Source organism: Methylobacterium sp. CM6241, from assembly GCF_054817845.1.
Window position 1 is genome coordinate 1,951,788 of the sequence record NZ_CM139246.1, and the last position, 16,447, is coordinate 1,968,234.

The following is a 16,447-nucleotide window of genomic DNA, read 5'->3' on the forward strand; positions in this document are numbered from 1 at the left end:
TCCCGCCCGTCGGACCGGTCTGGAACGGTCCGGGCTTCGGCGAATTCGTCGGCATTGTCGCCCTGATGATGGCGGTGACCGCCATCTCCATCGACAACCTGCTGCCGGCCTTTCCGGCGATCCAGGCGCGGTTCTCGGTCGCCGATCCGAATGCGCTGCAGCTTCTCGTCTATGTCTACATGATCGGGTTCGGCGTGGCCCAGATCGTCTACGGGCCGGTCTCGGATGCGCTGGGGCGTCGGCGCGTGCTGCTCGGCAGTCTTGCGGTCTACGGGGCGGGCACGGCGCTCGCCATGGTCGCGCCGTCCTTCGAGTGGTTGCTGGCCGCCCGCATCATCCAGGGGATCGGGGCGGCGGGCGGGCGCGTCCTCTCCACCGCCATCGTGCGCGACCGATATTCGGGGCGCGAAATGGCCAGCGTCATGTCGCTGATCATGATGGTGTTCCTCATCGTGCCGATGATCGCGCCCGCCATCGGCGGGGCGATGCTGCTGCTCGGCTCCTGGCACTATGTCTTCGTGTCCATGCTGGCCCTGGCCGGCATCCTCACCCTCTGGTTCTCCTGGCGCATGCCGGAGACGCTGCACCCGGAATACCGGCGTCCGCTCTCGCTGCGCTCCATCGGTCAGGCGGTCGCGCTGACTTTCCGCACCCGAGTGGCGGTCGGCTATGCCACCGCCCTCGGGCTGCTGACCGGCTGTATCATGGGCTATGTCGGCTCGGCCCAGCAGGTCTTCGATACCGGGCTCTACCAGCTCGGCGCGCTGTTCCCGCTCGCCTTCGCCCTCGTGGCCGGGGCCATGGGGGCGGCGACGCTGGTCAATGCCCGCCTGGTGCGACGGCTCGGGATGCGACCGCTCTCGCATGTGGGGCTCACCCTGTTCGTGGCGGTGGCGCTGACCCAGGTCGCAATCGGTCTCGCCTATGCCGGGCATCCGCCTTTGTGGCTGTTCCTGACGGTGCTCGCCTGCAACCAGTTCATGATCAGCTTCGCCATGCCGAACTTCAACGCGCTGGCCCTGCAGCCCCTCGGCGAGATCGCCGGCACGGCCTCGTCCTTCCTCGGTTTCTACACGACGATCCTCGGCGCTTTCTGCGGTTTCGTCATCGGCCAGGCCTTCGACGGCACCGTGCTTCCCCTCGGTATCGGCTATGCCGGACTCGGTGGCTCCGCGCTTCTCGTCGTCGCCTGGACCGAGCGCGGGCGGTTGTTCCGGGGTGGGGTGTCGGGGTGAGGAACGCACCGGTTCGACGGCGACCATAAGTTGAACTTCGAGTCTGCCACGCTTGTCGTTGATGGAAAAGCGGGCGATCCGATGAAGCCATCTATGATCGAGCAGACGAAGCTGCTCGCCAACGCGTTGGACCGGGCCTCGACGGCGTGCTTCACGGTCGGGATCGCCACGCCGGTCGCGGGCTTCCTGTACAATGTAGGAAATTTTCGAGCCCTGTCTGGGCCGTTCGAGATGATCGGCGGCGTCCTCGTTTGGATTCTCGGCGCCGGAGGCCTACATCTGGCTGCACGCCGTGTCCTGAAAGGGCTCGATCAATGAGCACCTCCTACGCGATCGCCTTCGTCTTCACGCCGTTACTCGCCGTCGGCCTCGGCTGGCTCGCAGTTCTGCTGCATGAGCGCTCGCTGGCGAAGGCGGAGCGTCGCTCCCCGGGCGAGTGAGCGCCGGCTCCAAGCTTTAACGCCGTCTTCAGCCGGTTTCGTCGGGGGGGAGCGGCGCGTCGGCGAAATGTCCTTCGCCGCATAGGGGATACCTGATAGCGATGATCGGGCGATGACCGGTCCTAGACCATGACCTCCGGTAGACATGGAGCGGCGGCGATGCCGATAAGTGCCGACCTCGGCCCCAGGATCGAGAGCTACGTTTCAACACTCGTGGAGAACGGGCGCTTCCAATCCCGTAGCGACGTGTTGCGCGAGGGCGTGCGCCTCTTGGAGGAGCGGGAGAATCGACTGGCGGCGCTCGACGCTGCCATCGAGCGCGGACTTGCCGATGCCGATGAAGGCCGGCTCAACCCGGCAAGCGAAGTCGCCGCGCGTCTGGCGACACGGTACGGCAACCGGTCGACCGTCACCGAGGCATGATCGTCGTCTTCGCCGAAACCGCCGAAGCGGATCTGGAACGGATCGGCGATTACATTTCCAGCGACAATCCGGCTCGCGCCGCCGCTTTCGTCCAGGCGTTGATCGCCTGTTCCGAACGTCTGGCCGATGCGCCTCTCGGTTTCCCCGTTGTGCGGCGATACGAGCGCAGGGGCATCCGGGTCCGGACGTATGGAAACTATCTCATGTTCTATCGTGTCGGTGCCGCGACGATCGACATCGTCCACATCCTGCATGGCGCCCAGGATTACGGGCCGATCTTGTTCCCCTCTCCATAGCCATGTCCGATTCGCCTGTTTCCCCAGGTGAATGAGCCCGGTTGACACCCCTTAACGCCGTCTTCAGCCGGTCTCGCGCATTCTCCCGATCTCGATGGGTCAGGGACGGAGTTCGCGCGTGTTCGGTCGGAGCCAGGACGGAATCCTCCTTGCGTCGCGCCTGTTGCTGGCGGCGGCGCTGCTGCCCACCGGCATCGCGCGTGCGCTCAACGTCTCGGGCTTCGCGCTGGCGCTGGCCGGGGCCGGGATGCCGTCACCCAACGCCGTCGCCACCGCAGCCGTGGTGGTCCAGGTCTTCGGGCCGTTGGCGCTGATCCTCGGCGTCCTGCCGCGTATCACCGGTTTCGCCCTGGCGGGGTTCGCCGTCGCGATGGCGGTGCTGCTGCACGGGTTCTGGGCCTATTCCGGCGCCTCGGCGATGACCGAGCGCACTCTGTTCCTCGCCGATCTCGGCCTCGCCGGTGGCTTCCTGATCTATGCCCTCACCGGTCCGGGGGCTTGGAGCTGGCAGGGCTGGCGCCAATCCAGCCGCGAAGCGCCCGTGCGCGCGCCTGCCCGGCCGCAATCCGCCAACGCCAATGCGAAATCCGCGAAGGGGCCGAAGCGCAGCCCCGCCCGGCCGTCGAGCCGCGCGGCGGCCTAAACGCCCTTCGACGCGAGACGCTGACCCGACACCTCCGCGCCCGCATCTGGCTTCAGCCGCAGGAAGGCGAAGAGGGAAGCGGACGAGATCAGCGCGACGGTGAGGAAGGCGGGCGAGAAATCGCCGGCCTCGATGGTTGTGCGGCCATGCTGCGACGCGGCCGTCTCCAGTGCCAGGGCTCCGATGGAGACGCCGAGGCTGAGCGACAATTGCTGCGCCACGCTCGCCAGGCTCGTCGCCGAACTCATCTCCCGCTTGTCGAGATCGGCATACGCGATGGCGTTGACGCAGGTGAATTGCAGCGACCTGACGCAGCCGCCGACCAGCAGGATGCCGATGATGAGCCAATGCGGCGTCTGCGCCGTGAACAGGCCGTTCACCGCGAGGAAGCAAGAGGCGACGACGGCGTTGAACAGCATCACCCGGCGGAAGCCGTAGGCTCGCAGGATGCGCGGCCCGATGATCTTGATGAGGAGCGCGCCGGCCGCCGCGGCGAAGGTGAGAAGGCCCGATTGCAGCGGATCGAGGCCGAAGCCGATCTGCAGCATCAGCGGCAGCAGGAACGGGATCGCCCCGGTGCCGATGCGGAACAGGCTGCCGCCCGTCACCGCCGCCCGGAAGGTCGGGTATCTCAGCAGATCGAGGCGGATCACCGGATGCTCGACCCGGCGGGAATGGGCGAGGTAGAGCGCGAGCAGGATCGCGCCGCCGCCGAGGCAGCCCCAGGACACGTAATCCGGCAGGAGATGACGCCCGAGGGAGGCGAGGCCGAGCATCAGCGTGGCGAGTCCTGTTCCGGATAGCAGGAACCCGAGGACGTCGAGGGGCGGCCGGGTCGGCTCGCGGATGTTCTCGAAATAGATCGTGGACAGCACGATTCCGGCCAGGCCGATCGGGATGTTGATGAAGAAGATCCAGCGCCAGTCGAGGTAGGTCGTGATCAACCCACCCAGCGGCGGCCCCATGATCGGGCCGATCAGGGCCGGGATCGTCAGGTAGGCGAGGGCGCTGACGAGTTCGCTCTTCGGCACCGCCCGGAGGATGACGAGACGGCCGACCGGCACCATCATCGCCCCGCCAATGCCCTGGAACGCGCGCGCGGCGACGAAGGCGCCGAGCGAATCGGACGCGGCGCAGGCCAGCGACCCCGCCATGAACACCACGAGGGCGGCGCGAAAGATCGTGCGCGCGCCATAGCGGTCGGCCATCCAGCCGCTGATTGGGATGAAGATCGCGAGGCTGACGAGATACGCCGTGAGCGCGAGCTTCAGGGCGATCGGATCCTCGCCGAGGCTGCGGGCGATGGCCGGCAGGGCCGTGGCGATCACCGTGGAATCGGTGTTCTCCATGAACAGGGCCGTTGCAACGACGAGGGGGACGATTTGGGATGGGCGCATGGGGATCGCGTAGGTAGCGCGGCTAAGGCTGCCCGGTTCCGTCACGGCGTCGAGGGGGGCGCAACTCGGCTCTCGAACGAACATGCACACAAATGATGGTGGCTGTGGATGAGGCGTGCGGTGTCGCACGTGGTGGACGACCGTGACCCACGAGCCACAGGTGCGGGCTTCAAGTCGTCAGGCCGGCATGGCCGGCTTTCGGGGGCGTCGATACGGCCTTAAGCTCAGCAACAATTCGGCTGTCTCGTATCACGTCGGTCGAGCGAGCCACCGCCGCCATTTTGCGCGAAAGATATTGAATGCCCTCGCGGTTCGAAACCTGTCGACGCTCGCCCCTCATCGGTGGGGCTCTGGGCCTGCTGCTCATGGTCGCCGGTTGCGGCACCGTCATTCTCAATGAAAGCGGGTCGCTCACCCGCTACGACCGCCTCAATGGAAGCACCGAAGTGGCGACCGGGGCGAAACTCTATGCAGATCAGCCGACCCTCGCGGCGACGCGGACGGTCCGCATCATCCCGGCGGCGTTTCCGGAATCGATCTCCGGCCCCGGTCTCAACAGCGTCGAGCGCCGCCTGATCGCCAACGCGGCCGACCGTGCGCTCTGCTACGAGTTGTCGCTGCGCTACGACGTGGTCTCCACCAAGAAGGCCGATCTCACGATCCGGTCCGCCGTCACCCGTGTGGAACTCACCAACGTCCCGGCCGCCGGCGCGACCATCGCCACCTCGGCGGGAATCACCGTCGCGTCCCAGCTCGGCGTCGGTTTCGCCACTGCTGTCGGCCGCGTGCCGATCCCGCGTATTCCCATCGGCCTCGGCAGCATCACCATCGAGGCCGAAGCCCTCGACAGCCGTCACCAGCAGCGGGCGGCGATGATCTGGGGTGGCGGCGCCAACGCCTTCACCAACCAGGCCCGCTTCTCGGCGGCCGGGGACGCCTACGACTTGGCGGGTGAATTCGGCCAGGATTTCGGCACGCTCCTCGTGACCGGACGCGACCCGTTCAAGGAGCCGCTGTCGATCCCGAGCTGGAATCGTATCCGCATCACCACCCTCGGCGAGGCTCCGCTCGATCCGGATTGCGAGCAGTTCGGCCGCGCGCCCGGCATCGACGGTATGGTCGGCGACTATATCGGCCTGCCGCCGGAATGGACCGACAAGGGCCCCCGCGACCCGATCAACTGAGTTTTCCATTGCGATGCCGCGATCCTGCCTTTGCGCAGGGTCCGGCCCCATGATACTGCGCCGTGCCAACGCATTCGGCGCCGACAGCTGTTTCCAGTCCGGCGCCTCTCACCGTTTCGGGAGTTGGCACATGGCTCGTATCACCGCGGATTCCATCATCGAGGGCCTGACCTTCGACGACGTGCTTCTCCGCCCCGCCGCATCCTCGGTGATGCCCACCGAGGTCAGCATCGCGTCGCGGCTGACCCGCTCGATCCACCTCAACATGCCGATCCTGGCCTCGGCCATGGACACCGTCACCGAGGCGCCCATGGCCATCGCCATGGCCCAGAACGGCGGCATGGGCGTGATCCACCGCAATCTCGAGCCGGCCGAGCAGGCCGAGCAGGTCCGCCTCGTCAAGAAGTACGAATCGGGCATGGTGCTCAACCCGATCACCATCCATCCCGACGAGACCCTGGCGGACGCGTTCTCGCTGATGAAGCAGAACCGCATCTCCGGCATTCCGGTGGTGGAGCGCGGCCCCAACGGCTCGCGCGGCAAGCTCGTCGGCATCCTCACCAACCGCGACGTGCGCTTCGCGACGAACCCCTCCGAGACCGTCGCCGAGCTGATGACCCGCGACCGGCTCATCACCGTGCGCGAGGGCGTGAACCAGGAGGAGGCCAAGCGCCTGCTTCATCAGTTCCGCATCGAGAAGCTTCTCGTGGTCGACGACCATTACCGCTGCATCGGCCTGATCACGGTGAAGGACATCGAGAAGCAGGTGGCCTATCCGGGCGCGGTGAAGGACGAGCAGGGCCGCCTCCGGGTCGCCGCCGCCACCACCACCGGCGATAACGGTTTCGAGCGGGCCGAGCGTCTCATCGATGCCGGCTGCGACGTGATCGTGGTCGACACCGCCCACGGTCATTCGATCAAGGTGCTCGACGCCGTGCGCCGGGTGAAGCAGCTCTCCAACACCGTGCAGATCGTGGCCGGCAACGTCGCCACCCGCGACGGCGCCCAGGCGCTGATCGATGCCGGCGCGGATGCGATCAAGGTCGGTATCGGCCCGGGTTCGATCTGCACCACCCGCATCGTGGCCGGCGTCGGCGTGCCCCAGCTCACCGCTCTGATGGAAGCGGTAGAGGCGGCCGACCGGGCCGACGTGCCGGTCATCGCCGATGGCGGAATCAAGTTCTCGGGCGATCTCGCCAAGGCGATCGCGGCCGGTGCTTCCGTGGCGATGCTGGGCTCGCTGCTCGCCGGAACCGACGAGGCGCCGGGGGAGGTGTTCCTGCACCAGGGCCGCTCCTACAAGAGCTACCGGGGCATGGGCTCGGTGGGCGCCATGGCGCGCGGCTCGGCCGACCGCTACTTCCAGGCCGAGGTCAGCGACACCCACAAGCTCGTCCCCGAGGGGATCGAAGGTCAGGTGCCCTACAAGGGACCGGTGGCGGCGGTGCTGCACCAGCTCGCCGGCGGCCTGCGTGCGGCCATGGGCTATGTCGGCGCGCCGACCATCCCCGAGTTCCAGGACAAGGCGCAGTTCGTCCGCATTACCAATGCAGGCCTGCGCGAGAGCCACGTCCATGACGTGACCATCACCCGCGAGAGCCCGAACTACCCCAGCCGCGCCTGAGCGCGAAACGCAGTCCGATCCGTCCCGTCGCCCGGCTTTGGCCGGTGGCGGCGCGGATCGGACTGGCATTCGGCCTCGATGGCGTGCTGATCGGGTCAGACGCATGGCCGAGTGTCGCGCGCCTCATCCACCGTTCGTCCAACCCGTTTAAACCGCCCGCCATCGTGCTCGCCTGCGACGGTCCGCTCGCCGCCCTCGGCCGGTGATGCGGACCAACAGGCTTCTTCATGACCGTCCAGGCCATCCTCGCCCCCGTCTTCGCGCAGGTTCTGCTGATCTTCGTGCTGATGTTTTGGCTCGGCCGCGTGCGCCTGGCGGAGGTCAGGGCCGGCTCGGTGAAGGCCGGCGAGGTCTCGATGGGCCAGCGCAACTGGCCGCCCCGCGCGCAGCAGGCAGCCAATGCGTTCTCGAACCAGTTCGAGCTGCCGGTGCTGTTCTTCGCACTGGTGCCGCTGGCCCTCTACACGAAGAAGGCCGATCTTCTCTTCGTGGTCCTGGCCTGGATCTTCGTCGCGTCCCGCGCCATTCATGCGGGCGTCTACGTCACCTCGAACCACGTCCCCTACCGCTTCCAGGCCTACACGCTCGGGGCGCTGGTGCTTTTGGTGATGTGGATCGTCTTCGCGGTGCGCGTCTTCCTCGCTCCGATCGGGGTCTGAGGTTCGGAATTTCCGTTCACGCCTGGAAAGTCGCCGCCCTCGTCCGGTAAAGAGGGAGACTTATCGAGGTTGAGGATCGTCCCATGCGCGTGCTCGTCGTCGGCGCCGGTGCAACCGGCGGATATTTCGGAGCGCGCCTCGTCGAGGCGGGCAAGGACGTCACCTTCCTCGTGCGGCCGGCCCGGGCCGAGGCTCTGGCCGCGTCGGGGCTCCGGGTGAAAAGCCCTGTGGGCGACGTTCACATCGCCGAACCGGCGACGCTCACGGCCGCCGATCTCGCGGCGGGGAAGGGCGGCGGCTTCGATATCGTCCTCCTCAGCTGCAAGGCCTACGACCTCGACGCCGCCATCGCCGACGTGGCACCGGCCGTCGGTCCCACGACGCTTGTGCTGCCCGTCCTCAACGGCTTGCGCCATCTCGACATCCTCGACGCCGCTTTCGGGCCGGAGCGGGTTCTCGGCGGCTCCTGCGCCATCGCGGCGACGGTGACGGCGGATGGCGAGATCCGCATGATGAGCCCGCTCCATAGCCTCACCTATGGCGAGCGGGCCGGCGGCCCTTCCGAGCGGGTGGAGCGGATCGAAACCTTGATGCAGGGCGTCGCGTTCCAGGCCCGTCTGAGCGAGGCGATGGTTCTCGAAATGTGGGAGAAGTGGACGTTCCTGGCGACCCTCGCCGGGGCGACCTGCCTGATGCGGTCGACGGTCGGCGACATCGTCGCCGCGTCGGGCGGTCTCGCCTTCATCGAGGCGCTGATGGAGGAATGCCGTGGGATCGCCGAGGATGCCGGATATGCGCCACGGGACAAGGTGATGCGGAACACGCAGGCGACGCTGACCGCGCAGGGGTCGGCCTTCACCGCCTCGATGCTGCGTGACATCGAAAACCAGGCGCGGATCGAGGCCGATCACATCATCGGCGATCTCATCTCCCGCGGGCGAGAGGGCGCGCACCCGATGCTCGACCGGGTCTACACGCATCTGAAGGCCTACGAGAACCGCCGCGCCCGTGAGGCGTCCTAAGCGGCGGCCCCGAAAGTCGGTCGCTCAGTAGCGCGGGGCCGGCGGCGGCGGGGGCGGGTTGCCGTATTCCAGCTGAGTTTTTGCATCGTAGGGGCGCTGGGGCGGAGGCGTCAGATCGATGGCGGGGGCGGTGGAGCAGGCGGCGACGCTCATGAGGACGATGCCCGCGAGGGTCAGGGGAATGATGGGCGACATGACGATTGCGAAGCTCCGTACGTTGACGCAGTGGGCTCTGGCGCAGCAAGGCCACGAGACAGATCCGCCACCCTGCCTGTCTGAGGGCTGATCTCGCCGGAAGCTCGGCTGTAATGTGTCCAACCCCGGCTCAAAGCGTGACCGTATCGCGGCGACGATCGACCGCGGTCACCCTTCCCTAACCTTGAGGATTTCGTCCTGACCCCTCCCGCCCGTCTCTCCGCCGCCATCGAAGTGCTCGCCGACATTGCCGGGCGACGCCGTCCGGCCGCGGATGCCCTCAAGGATTGGGGCCTCGCCCATCGCTTCGCCGGTTCCGGCGACCGCGCGGCCATCGCGAGCCTCGTCTACGACGCCCTGCGCCGCCGGGCTTCATCCGCCTGGATCATGGGGGACGAGGCCCCGCGCGCCATCCTCATCGGCATGCTGCGGCTGCAGCACGGACTCGCGGCGCCCACCATCGCCGAGCTGTTCTCCGGCGAGCGCTTCGCGCCCGATCCCCTGACCGATGCGGAGCGCAAGGCAGTCACCGAGGGCTCGCTCGCCGATGCACCGCCCCATGTGGCCGGCGACGTGCCGGACTGGATCCTGCCTTCACTCGGCCACCTGTTCGGCGATACCTTGCTCGATGAGCTGCGTGCGCTCGCCCGCCGCGCGCCCCTCGATATCCGGGTCAACACCCTCAAGCGCGATCGCGAGACGGCCCTGGCCGGGCTCGCGCATCTGACGCCGGCGGTGACGCCGCATGCCCCGAATGGCCTGCGCATTCCCATCGGCGAGGATGGTCGAGGTCCCGCCCTGCATGTGGAGCCGGAATTCCTTGACGGCTGGTACGAGATCCAGGACGAGGGCTCCCAGATCGCCGGCGCCCTGACCGGCGCGCGCGCCGGCGAGACCGTGGTCGATCTCTGCGCGGGCGGCGGCGGCAAGACCCTCGCCCTCGCGGCGATGATGGGCAATGGTGGGCGGCTCATCGCCACCGACGACGACCCACGCCGGCTCGCGCCGATTCATGACCGGCTGCGCCGCTCCGGTGCCGAGGCCGAGATCCGCACTCCGCGCGCCGGACGCGCGCGGGCCGATGTGCTCGGCGACCTCGACGGTACCGTGGACCGGGTGGTGGTCGACGCGCCCTGCACCGGCTCGGGGACATGGCGGCGCAATCCCGACGCCAAGTGGCGGCTGCGTCCCGGCTCCCTCAGCGCGCGTGTCACGGACCAGGCCGAGGTGCTCGACCGGGCCTCGCGCCTGGTGCGGCCGGGCGGGCGGATCACCTACATCACCTGCTCCCTGCTGCGGGAGGAGAACGACGCCGCCATCGACGGCATCCTCGCACGGGCGAATGGCGGGCTGACGGTCCTACCGGCCGAGAAGATCGCCGCCGACCATGCGCCGGGCCTCGCCGGGGTGGTGCGGTTCACCGAGCACGGCCTGCAGATGAGTCCGGCCCTCACGGGCACGGACGGCTTCTACGTCGCCACTCTGGAACGCCGCGGCTGATGCGCCTCGACCGCCAGCCCTCCTTGCCGGGCGGCCGACGACACCGTCGCCATCGTGGCTTCCTCCAGGCGTGAAAGCCGCTGGAATGGCTCTGAGAGCGAGCCATTCCAGCAGCGCCTTCGCGCCACCGAGTCGATGGCGCGAAGGTCGGTGCTCAGAAGCAGCGGCGCGTACGCACCATCGTCACCCGGCCATATGGACCCCGACGCTTCGTCACGACCGTCCGGCAACGGGGGCCCCTGACGACGGTGCGCGAGACGACCCGCACCTGCTCGATCGCGGTGGCGGGAGCGGAAAGGGTCATGCCGGCGAGCGGCAGAGCCGATGCCGAGCCGATGCCGGCGAGGGTGATGGCTGCCAATCCGAAGAGGGTTGCTCTCATTGCGTAAGCTCCTGTCTGTTGGAAGGGCGGGATGAATCGCGCAGATTGTGTGAATCCTTTGTTAATTATCCCGCCTTCCGTCTTTCGCTAGGCAGAGGCCACGCCCGATGCATGTGGGCGACGTGTGCCCTGCGGACGCTGCGCGTTGCACCATGGCGGGGCCTCGTCTAACTCCGATCCATGAATACCGACCACGATAAGATCCTCATCGTCGATTTCGGCAGCCAGGTGACCCAGCTCATCGCACGGCGCGTGCGTGAGGAGGGGGTCTATTGCGAGATCGTCCCCTTCACCAAGGCGGCCGAGGCCTTCGCCGAATCGAAGCCGAAGGGTGTGATCCTCTCCGGCGGCCCCGAATCGGTGACGACCGAGGCCTCGCCCCGCACGCCCCAGGTGGTGTTCGATTCGGGCGTACCGGTCTTCGGCATCTGTTACGGCCAGCAGACCATGGCGGCCCAGCTCGGCGGCGAGGTCGAGGGCGGGCACCATGCCGAGTTCGGCCGCGCCGAGATCGAGATCATTTCGGACTGTCCCCTGTTTAAGGGCGTCTGGCATGTGGGCGAGCATTATCCGGTCTGGATGAGCCACGGCGACCGGGTGACCAAGCTCCCCGACGGTTTCACCACCGTCGCCCTGTCGAAGAACGCGCCCTTCGCGGCGGTGGCCGACGAGTCGCGCAACTACTACGCGGTCCAGTTCCACCCGGAGGTGGCCCATACCCCGCACGGCGCCCTGCTGATCCGCAACTTCGTGCGCGACATCGCCGGCTGCACCGGTGACTGGACCATGGGCGCCTACCGCGAGGAGGCCATCGCCAAGATCCGCGAGCAGGTCGGCAAGGAGCGGGTGATCTGCGGCCTGTCGGGCGGCGTCGATTCCTCGGTCGCGGCGGTGCTGATCCACGAGGCGATCGGCGACCAGCTGACCTGCGTCTTCGTCGATCACGGCCTGCTCCGCATGGGCGAGGCCGATGAGGTCGTGCGGCTGTTCCGCGACCATTACAACATCCCCCTGGTCCATGTTCAGGCGCAGGAGCTGTTCCTCGGCGAGCTCGAAGGCGTCAGCGACCCGGAGATCAAGCGCAAGACCATCGGCCGCCTGTTCATCGACGTGTTCGACGAGGAGGCGAAGAAGATCGGCGGCGCGGCGTTCCTCGCCCAGGGGACGCTCTACCCCGACGTGATCGAGAGCGTGTCCTTCACCGGCGGCCCCTCGGTGACGATCAAGAGCCACCACAATGTCGGCGGCCTGCCCGAGCGCATGAACATGCAGCTCGTCGAGCCCCTGCGCGAGTTGTTCAAGGACGAGGTCCGGGTGCTCGGCAAGGAGCTCGGCCTGCCCGAGGCCTTCGTCGGCCGCCACCCGTTCCCCGGCCCCGGCCTCGCTATCCGCTGCCCCGGCACCATCACGGCCGAGAAGCTGGAGGCTTTGCGGAAAGCCGATGCGATCTATCTCGACGAGATCCGCAAGGCCGGCCTCTACGACACGATCTGGCAGGCCTTCGCGGTGATCCTGCCGGTGAAGACGGTGGGCGTGATGGGCGACGGCCGCACCTACGACCATGTCTGTGCTCTCCGCGCAGTCACCTCCGTCGACGGTATGACGGCGGATTTCTACCCCTTCGACATGGCCTTCCTCGGCCGCGTCGCCACCCGCATCATCAACGAGGTGAAGGGCATCAACCGGGTGACCTACGACATCACCTCGAAGCCGCCCGGCACGATCGAGTGGGAGTGAGGGGTGTGGGATACTGAGGGGGGCTCTGGAGGGGAATAGCGTAGGAAAAATAGAGGGTTATGGGATGGTTCGGCTAATATCCACGGTGCATCGTCAATCGACCTGTCGCCTTTTTCTAAGTTATTGATTTCCCGTAGAGTGTATTCCGAACTGCGAAAATGCATCCGGGGCAGCAAAAACTTTAGACGGTGTTTTTGACGGTAGTTTGTGGGCCGAAACGAGCGGTCGAGAAAACTACCGTCAGATTGAAACGCTGGGTCTGACGGTAGTTTTATACGGAGCTGGGGGGGCGATGACGAGCAATTTTGATCTCTACGACGATGTCGAAGGGTTGGAGCGATATCTCAATCTTCCCAAAGGTGCTCTCAGTAATATTCCGATTTATGCTCGCGTGCCAGCGGTCGATGCAATTAAGCGCGTCCGCCAAATGGAAGCTTCAACCCTCTTCCGACCCGGTCTTTATTATATCGTGCTTGCTGATTTGCGCGGGAACACGGCCTTCAACGCCAAATATGGCAATGCCGAAGGTGATCTACGTGTGGAATGGTTTCAGACCGCAGTTATACAGTCGATCGGTGAAATTTATCCAGAGAACTATGTTGCGTTTAGCAAGACTATCGGTGACGCTGCCCTTCTGATTTTTTCGGCGTTTCGCGATGTCTTTAGATGGTCGCAACAACTGACTCGCAATCTGGAGGGCCTTCGAGACGAGTATCCTGAGAATCTCGAGAGCCGCAGGATCGATATTGAGGATGATTCCTTAGATGAGCGGTTGTCGGATTTCGATCTTAGAGCGTCTAACAGAACGGCACGAAGCTGGAAGTTCAGCGTTGGTTTGGCATGGCCAGACCGCTTCTCCCCGATGATCTCTGGGATGAGATCGCTCCGCTCCTCCCGCCACCTCGGCCCCGTCCGAAGGGCGGGCGTCGTCCGATCGAGAACCGGGCCGCCCTGACGGGCATCCTGTTCGTGCTGCGCTCGGGTCTGCCGTGGGAGATGCTACCGGCCGAGATGGGCTGCGGCTCCGGCATGAGTTGCTGGCGGCGGCTGCGGGACTGGCAAGCGGCGGGCGTATGGAGCCGCCTGCATCACGTGCTGCTGGAGCGCCTGCACGCAGCGGGTGAGATCGACTGGAACCGGGCTTGCCTGGACAGCGCGTCTGTCCCGGCTAAAAAAGGGGGTCTGCCACCGGCCCGAACCCGACGGACCGGGGGAAGCCGGGCACGAAGCGCCACCTCGTCACCGACGCGCGCGGCACGCCGCTCGGCTTCTGCCTGAGCGGGGCCAACAGACACGACACCGTCATGATGGCGGCCACCCTCGATGCCATTCCGCCTCTGCGGAGTGGTCGACGAGGGCGACCGCGACGCCGTCCGGACAAGCTGCACGCCGACAAGGCCTACGATGCCCGACCCCGCCGCCATGAGTGCCGGGCGCGGGGCATCGTCCCGCGCATCGCGCGGAAGGGTATCGAAAGCAGCGAGAAACTCGGTCGGCATCGTTGGGTCGTCGAGCGTACCCACGCGTGGTTCAACCGCTTCCGCCGCCTGCCCGTCCGCTACGAGCGACGTGCAGACATCTACGAGGCCTTCACCAGCCTCGCGACCAGCCTCATCACTCTCAACCAGATCAAACGGTTCTGTTAGGCGCTCTTAAAGCGCGTCGGCTTGTCCATCTTGGGGAGGTTTCTTACAAAGAACAAATTGATCCTTTGAGTCTGGCAGTGAGTCAGACCTTCAAAATCGAGAAAGTTTTCGACCGCGACGAGCTCGGATGTACACAAACCGTCTATGACGCCGTTAGTCCCGCACTCGCCGAGTTGAATCTTGTTGCGCAAAAAAATGCGACGGTCGAAATCCCGGGCACGGCGGACCCTTCTATGACTTACTATCTTGTCCGGAGCGAAGCGTCTAAGCCAAAAGTTGATTAGCGATGAAGCCCTGGTGTGCCCCTCTTGGAAGCATATGCCCAAACGCAGAGGTTAGGAATGGGATCATGGTCGATGAAGGCTAAAAAGCAAATTGAGAACCTGCCTGCGCACACGCCGGAAGTCGGCAAAATGATCACGCTTTCTGCTCGTGATTCTGACGCGTTCTTGCCCTCTTGGAACCGGAATCGGTGAACGAGCGCCTGCGCGAAACCCTATGACGAGCTGATAAACGATGCACATCAAAGACCTCATCCCCGAGGCGGGCTTCGTTCAGAGAAATTACTGCGACGACTGCGGCAAGCTGCTCGACTTGGAGTTTTCCCGATACGACGAGGAATTCTCCGGCGTTCGCATTCAAATCGATGGGCTGCCGGTCCTTAGGTGCTCAGCTTGCAGTAAGGACCACCTACCGGATTTATCCCGTTTGGCGCTGATCGATTGCCATAAACGCGCGGTCGAAGCCGGTTCGCCCGTTTTCGCCTGCGTGCGAAAGAAGCGCAAAAACGAGTTCAAATTCGCCAAGGTGCCGTTCCTTTATGACCCTGACGACTATTTTTACATCCCCGGCCTCCATCGACCATTCGACGTTGGGTTTCTGACGCCCGTATTCTTTAAGCGGGACGTTCTGCTTAAATACGATAATTCGCCGTCGTATCGGGTGCAATTCGCGTCCACGACCTACGGGACGATCTATACCGGTGAGGAATACATCTCGTTCGGCATCAACAAGAACGGCCTGGTGGTAATGTGGTTGGGCGACATCGCGAAGATGCCGGAATCCGAGCAGTATTATCTCCGCTCGGAGAACGTCCCCTCCGACCATTCGATCGGCAGCGAGTTTTATGAAGGCCAGATCGAATGCGTTTTCACAGCGGTCTCGCGGGAGGATCGCCTGTTTAAGGCCAGGTCGGCCTTCATCGAAGCGAATGTCAAGCGCTTCACCAAGAAGATCGCGCATCTGGACGATGAGGTCATGAACCTAGCCCTTGCGTTCAATGGGCCCGTCGTCGACACCGAGAAGGAGCGGCGCCACGTCGCCGACACCCTCAACAAGATCTACATCGAGTCTTTCGACAACGCCGCGCTAGGGGAAGTGCTCAAGTCGTTGGGCGGTGACCCTAAGAGCCTCGGCAGCCTCAAGCGCCTTCAAAGCTTGTTGGAGCGCGCGCTACCCGGGGAAGACATCAACAGCCTGTTGAGCCCACTCTACGTGCTCTACGACCTGCGGGTCGCCTACTCGCATCTGACCTCGGCCGAGAGGCAGCGTGCCGTGTTTAGAACCGTGGTGGATCGGCTGGGCATCGACGCCAGCGTGGGACTGACCGATCTCTATGATCGCCTCATAGAGGTCTTGATCGCGACTTTTGAACGGCTGGCCGAGTTGGTCGATATCGATGATGCCAACGGAGTAAATGGCGCTCTGGAAATCGAATGAAAGGCTGTGAGTTTTTTGCTCAGAGATGAGCGGACCTTAATTGTTGACCGGGTCTCTTTAGGTTGTCACCGCTAAAGCCTGACGGTAATTTTTGATTACGTCGGTAGACCTACGGCTGATGGAGGATCGGAAGAAGTTGACCGATTGATATCGATTGTCTGCGAAAGCGAGAAATCTGCAAATCGCCCAAATTTCTTTTTGAAATCAAGAGCCATACCCGTTTGACGGTCTCAGCGACGGAAGCTTTCAGAGCGAAGAAAATTTTTTCCATATAAATCAAACAGCTAAGGCTGATAAGCACCATCGAGTGGGAGTGAAGGGCCGCCCTTCCCCCTGATGCCGTCG

Annotated in this window: 18 protein-coding genes; 15 read left to right on the forward strand and 3 right to left on the reverse strand. The window is 65.0% G+C overall.

Annotated features, from left to right (window positions below; all coding sequences use genetic code 11):
* Positions 1-68 precede the first annotated feature (68 nt).
* From ACYQR9_RS09040 to ACYQR9_RS09065, 6 genes are all read left to right on the forward strand, one after another.
* Positions 69-1,235 (forward strand): multidrug effflux MFS transporter, encoded by a 1,167-nt coding sequence (locus tag ACYQR9_RS09040; protein ID WP_461229760.1) that lies wholly within the window; start codon positions 69-71, stop codon positions 1,233-1,235.
* Between the two features lie 81 nt (positions 1,236-1,316).
* A complete protein-coding gene (locus tag ACYQR9_RS09045) occupies positions 1,317-1,553 on the forward strand; it encodes a hypothetical protein (protein ID WP_207413236.1) in 237 nt (78 codons plus the stop codon).
* Positions 1,550-1,675 carry a hypothetical protein gene (locus ACYQR9_RS09050; protein WP_461229375.1) on the forward strand — a complete coding sequence of 42 codons (126 nt, stop codon included), beginning with the start codon at positions 1,550-1,552 and terminating at the stop codon, positions 1,673-1,675. The genes ACYQR9_RS09045 and ACYQR9_RS09050 overlap by 4 nt, the downstream gene beginning before the upstream one ends.
* A 159-nt stretch (positions 1,676-1,834) precedes the next feature.
* The gene (locus ACYQR9_RS09055) at positions 1,835-2,098 is read left to right on the forward strand and encodes a type II toxin-antitoxin system ParD family antitoxin (RefSeq protein ID WP_419951909.1); all 264 of its coding nucleotides are present in this window, start codon (positions 1,835-1,837) and stop codon (positions 2,096-2,098) included.
* Positions 2,095-2,394 carry a type II toxin-antitoxin system RelE/ParE family toxin gene (locus tag ACYQR9_RS09060; protein WP_461229376.1) on the forward strand — a complete coding sequence of 100 codons (300 nt, stop codon included), beginning with the start codon at positions 2,095-2,097 and terminating at the stop codon, positions 2,392-2,394. Before ACYQR9_RS09055 ends, ACYQR9_RS09060 begins: the two co-directional genes overlap by 4 nt.
* Before the next feature lie 118 nt (positions 2,395-2,512).
* The gene (locus ACYQR9_RS09065) at positions 2,513-3,037 is read left to right on the forward strand and encodes a DoxX family protein (protein WP_311274124.1); all 525 of its coding nucleotides are present in this window, start codon (positions 2,513-2,515) and stop codon (positions 3,035-3,037) included.
* Here the strand turns inward: ACYQR9_RS09065 and ACYQR9_RS09070 are convergent.
* Positions 3,034-4,434 (reverse strand): DHA2 family efflux MFS transporter permease subunit, encoded by a 1,401-nt coding sequence (locus ACYQR9_RS09070; RefSeq protein WP_461229377.1) that lies wholly within the window; start codon positions 4,432-4,434, stop codon positions 3,034-3,036. The genes ACYQR9_RS09065 and ACYQR9_RS09070 overlap by 4 nt on opposite strands.
* A gap of 299 nt (positions 4,435-4,733) precedes the next feature.
* Between ACYQR9_RS09070 and ACYQR9_RS09075 the strand changes: the two genes are divergently transcribed.
* The 4 genes from ACYQR9_RS09075 (at position 4,734) to panE (ending at position 8,923) form a co-directional block, all read left to right on the forward strand.
* Entirely contained in the window at positions 4,734-5,618 is an 885-nt protein-coding gene (locus tag ACYQR9_RS09075) for a DUF3313 domain-containing protein (protein WP_207413198.1), read from the forward strand.
* 130 nt (positions 5,619-5,748) lie between these two features.
* Positions 5,749-7,242, forward strand: a complete 1,494-nt coding sequence (gene guaB / locus ACYQR9_RS09080; RefSeq protein WP_056432325.1) for an IMP dehydrogenase — start codon at positions 5,749-5,751, stop codon at positions 7,240-7,242.
* A gap of 227 nt (positions 7,243-7,469) precedes the next feature.
* Positions 7,470-7,901, forward strand: a complete 432-nt coding sequence (locus tag ACYQR9_RS09085; protein ID WP_207413196.1) for an MAPEG family protein — start codon at positions 7,470-7,472, stop codon at positions 7,899-7,901.
* Between the two features lie 83 nt (positions 7,902-7,984).
* Positions 7,985-8,923, forward strand: coding sequence for a 2-dehydropantoate 2-reductase (gene panE / locus ACYQR9_RS09090; RefSeq protein WP_461229378.1), 939 nt, complete (start codon positions 7,985-7,987; stop codon positions 8,921-8,923).
* A gap of 24 nt (positions 8,924-8,947) precedes the next feature.
* On the opposite strand, the gene ACYQR9_RS09095 is transcribed toward panE, so the two are convergent.
* Entirely contained in the window at positions 8,948-9,118 is a 171-nt protein-coding gene (locus tag ACYQR9_RS09095) for a hypothetical protein (protein WP_461229379.1), read from the reverse strand.
* A gap of 198 nt (positions 9,119-9,316) precedes the next feature.
* Here ACYQR9_RS09095 and ACYQR9_RS09100 point away from each other — a divergent pair, with 198 nt between their 5' ends.
* Positions 9,317-10,618, forward strand: coding sequence for an RsmB/NOP family class I SAM-dependent RNA methyltransferase (locus ACYQR9_RS09100; protein ID WP_461229761.1), 1,302 nt, complete (start codon positions 9,317-9,319; stop codon positions 10,616-10,618).
* Between the two features lie 154 nt (positions 10,619-10,772).
* On the opposite strand, the gene ACYQR9_RS09105 is transcribed toward ACYQR9_RS09100, so the two are convergent.
* Entirely contained in the window at positions 10,773-11,000 is a 228-nt protein-coding gene (locus ACYQR9_RS09105; protein ID WP_461229380.1) for a hypothetical protein, read from the reverse strand.
* Positions 11,001-11,180: 180 nt separating this feature from the next.
* On the opposite strand from ACYQR9_RS09105, the gene guaA reads away from it, so the two are divergent.
* From guaA to ACYQR9_RS09125, 4 genes are all read left to right on the forward strand, one after another.
* On the forward strand, positions 11,181-12,737 hold the full coding sequence (guaA, locus tag ACYQR9_RS09110) for a glutamine-hydrolyzing GMP synthase (RefSeq protein WP_056432343.1): 1,557 nt from the start codon (positions 11,181-11,183) through the stop codon (positions 12,735-12,737).
* 292 nt (positions 12,738-13,029) lie between these two features.
* Positions 13,030-13,692, forward strand: a complete 663-nt coding sequence (locus ACYQR9_RS09115; RefSeq protein ID WP_461229381.1) for a hypothetical protein — start codon at positions 13,030-13,032, stop codon at positions 13,690-13,692.
* Positions 13,578-14,383 (forward strand): IS5 family transposase gene (locus ACYQR9_RS09120; RefSeq protein ID WP_461228637.1). Its coding sequence is split into 2 segments (ribosomal slippage): positions 13,578-13,908 and positions 13,908-14,383, totalling 807 coding nucleotides; the frame shifts between segments, so codons are not numbered across the junction. The genes ACYQR9_RS09115 and ACYQR9_RS09120 overlap by 115 nt, the downstream gene beginning before the upstream one ends.
* A 516-nt stretch (positions 14,384-14,899) precedes the next feature.
* Positions 14,900-16,102: a hypothetical protein gene (locus tag ACYQR9_RS09125; protein WP_461229382.1), complete on the forward strand. Its 1,203-nt coding sequence runs from the start codon at positions 14,900-14,902 to the stop codon at positions 16,100-16,102.
* Positions 16,103-16,447: the final 345 nt, after the last annotated feature.

Excerpts from the sequence above, each read along its gene's own strand:
- ACYQR9_RS09060 (WP_461229376.1), top strand. The coding sequence starts at position 2,095 with ATGATCGTCGTCTTCGCCGAAACCGCCGAAGCGGATCTGGAACGGATC.
- ACYQR9_RS09105 (WP_461229380.1), bottom strand. The coding sequence starts at position 11,000 with ATGAGAGCAACCCTCTTCGGATTGGCAGCCATCACCCTCGCCGGCATC.
- ACYQR9_RS09040 (WP_461229760.1), top strand. The coding sequence starts at position 69 with ATGGCGGTGACCGCCATCTCCATCGACAACCTGCTGCCGGCCTTTCCG.
- ACYQR9_RS09075 (WP_207413198.1), top strand. The coding sequence starts at position 4,734 with ATGCCCTCGCGGTTCGAAACCTGTCGACGCTCGCCCCTCATCGGTGGG.
- ACYQR9_RS09050 (WP_461229375.1), top strand. The coding sequence starts at position 1,550 with ATGAGCACCTCCTACGCGATCGCCTTCGTCTTCACGCCGTTACTCGCC.
- ACYQR9_RS09045 (WP_207413236.1), top strand. The coding sequence starts at position 1,317 with ATGAAGCCATCTATGATCGAGCAGACGAAGCTGCTCGCCAACGCGTTG.
- ACYQR9_RS09055 (WP_419951909.1), top strand. The coding sequence starts at position 1,835 with ATGCCGATAAGTGCCGACCTCGGCCCCAGGATCGAGAGCTACGTTTCA.
- ACYQR9_RS09125 (WP_461229382.1), top strand. The coding sequence starts at position 14,900 with ATGCACATCAAAGACCTCATCCCCGAGGCGGGCTTCGTTCAGAGAAAT.
- ACYQR9_RS09070 (WP_461229377.1), bottom strand. The coding sequence starts at position 4,434 with ATGCGCCCATCCCAAATCGTCCCCCTCGTCGTTGCAACGGCCCTGTTC.
- guaA (WP_056432343.1), top strand. The coding sequence starts at position 11,181 with ATGAATACCGACCACGATAAGATCCTCATCGTCGATTTCGGCAGCCAG.
- ACYQR9_RS09095 (WP_461229379.1), bottom strand. The coding sequence starts at position 9,118 with ATGTCGCCCATCATTCCCCTGACCCTCGCGGGCATCGTCCTCATGAGC.
- ACYQR9_RS09085 (WP_207413196.1), top strand. The coding sequence starts at position 7,470 with ATGACCGTCCAGGCCATCCTCGCCCCCGTCTTCGCGCAGGTTCTGCTG.
- ACYQR9_RS09115 (WP_461229381.1), top strand. The coding sequence starts at position 13,030 with ATGACGAGCAATTTTGATCTCTACGACGATGTCGAAGGGTTGGAGCGA.
- panE (WP_461229378.1), top strand. The coding sequence starts at position 7,985 with ATGCGCGTGCTCGTCGTCGGCGCCGGTGCAACCGGCGGATATTTCGGA.
- guaB (WP_056432325.1), top strand. The coding sequence starts at position 5,749 with ATGGCTCGTATCACCGCGGATTCCATCATCGAGGGCCTGACCTTCGAC.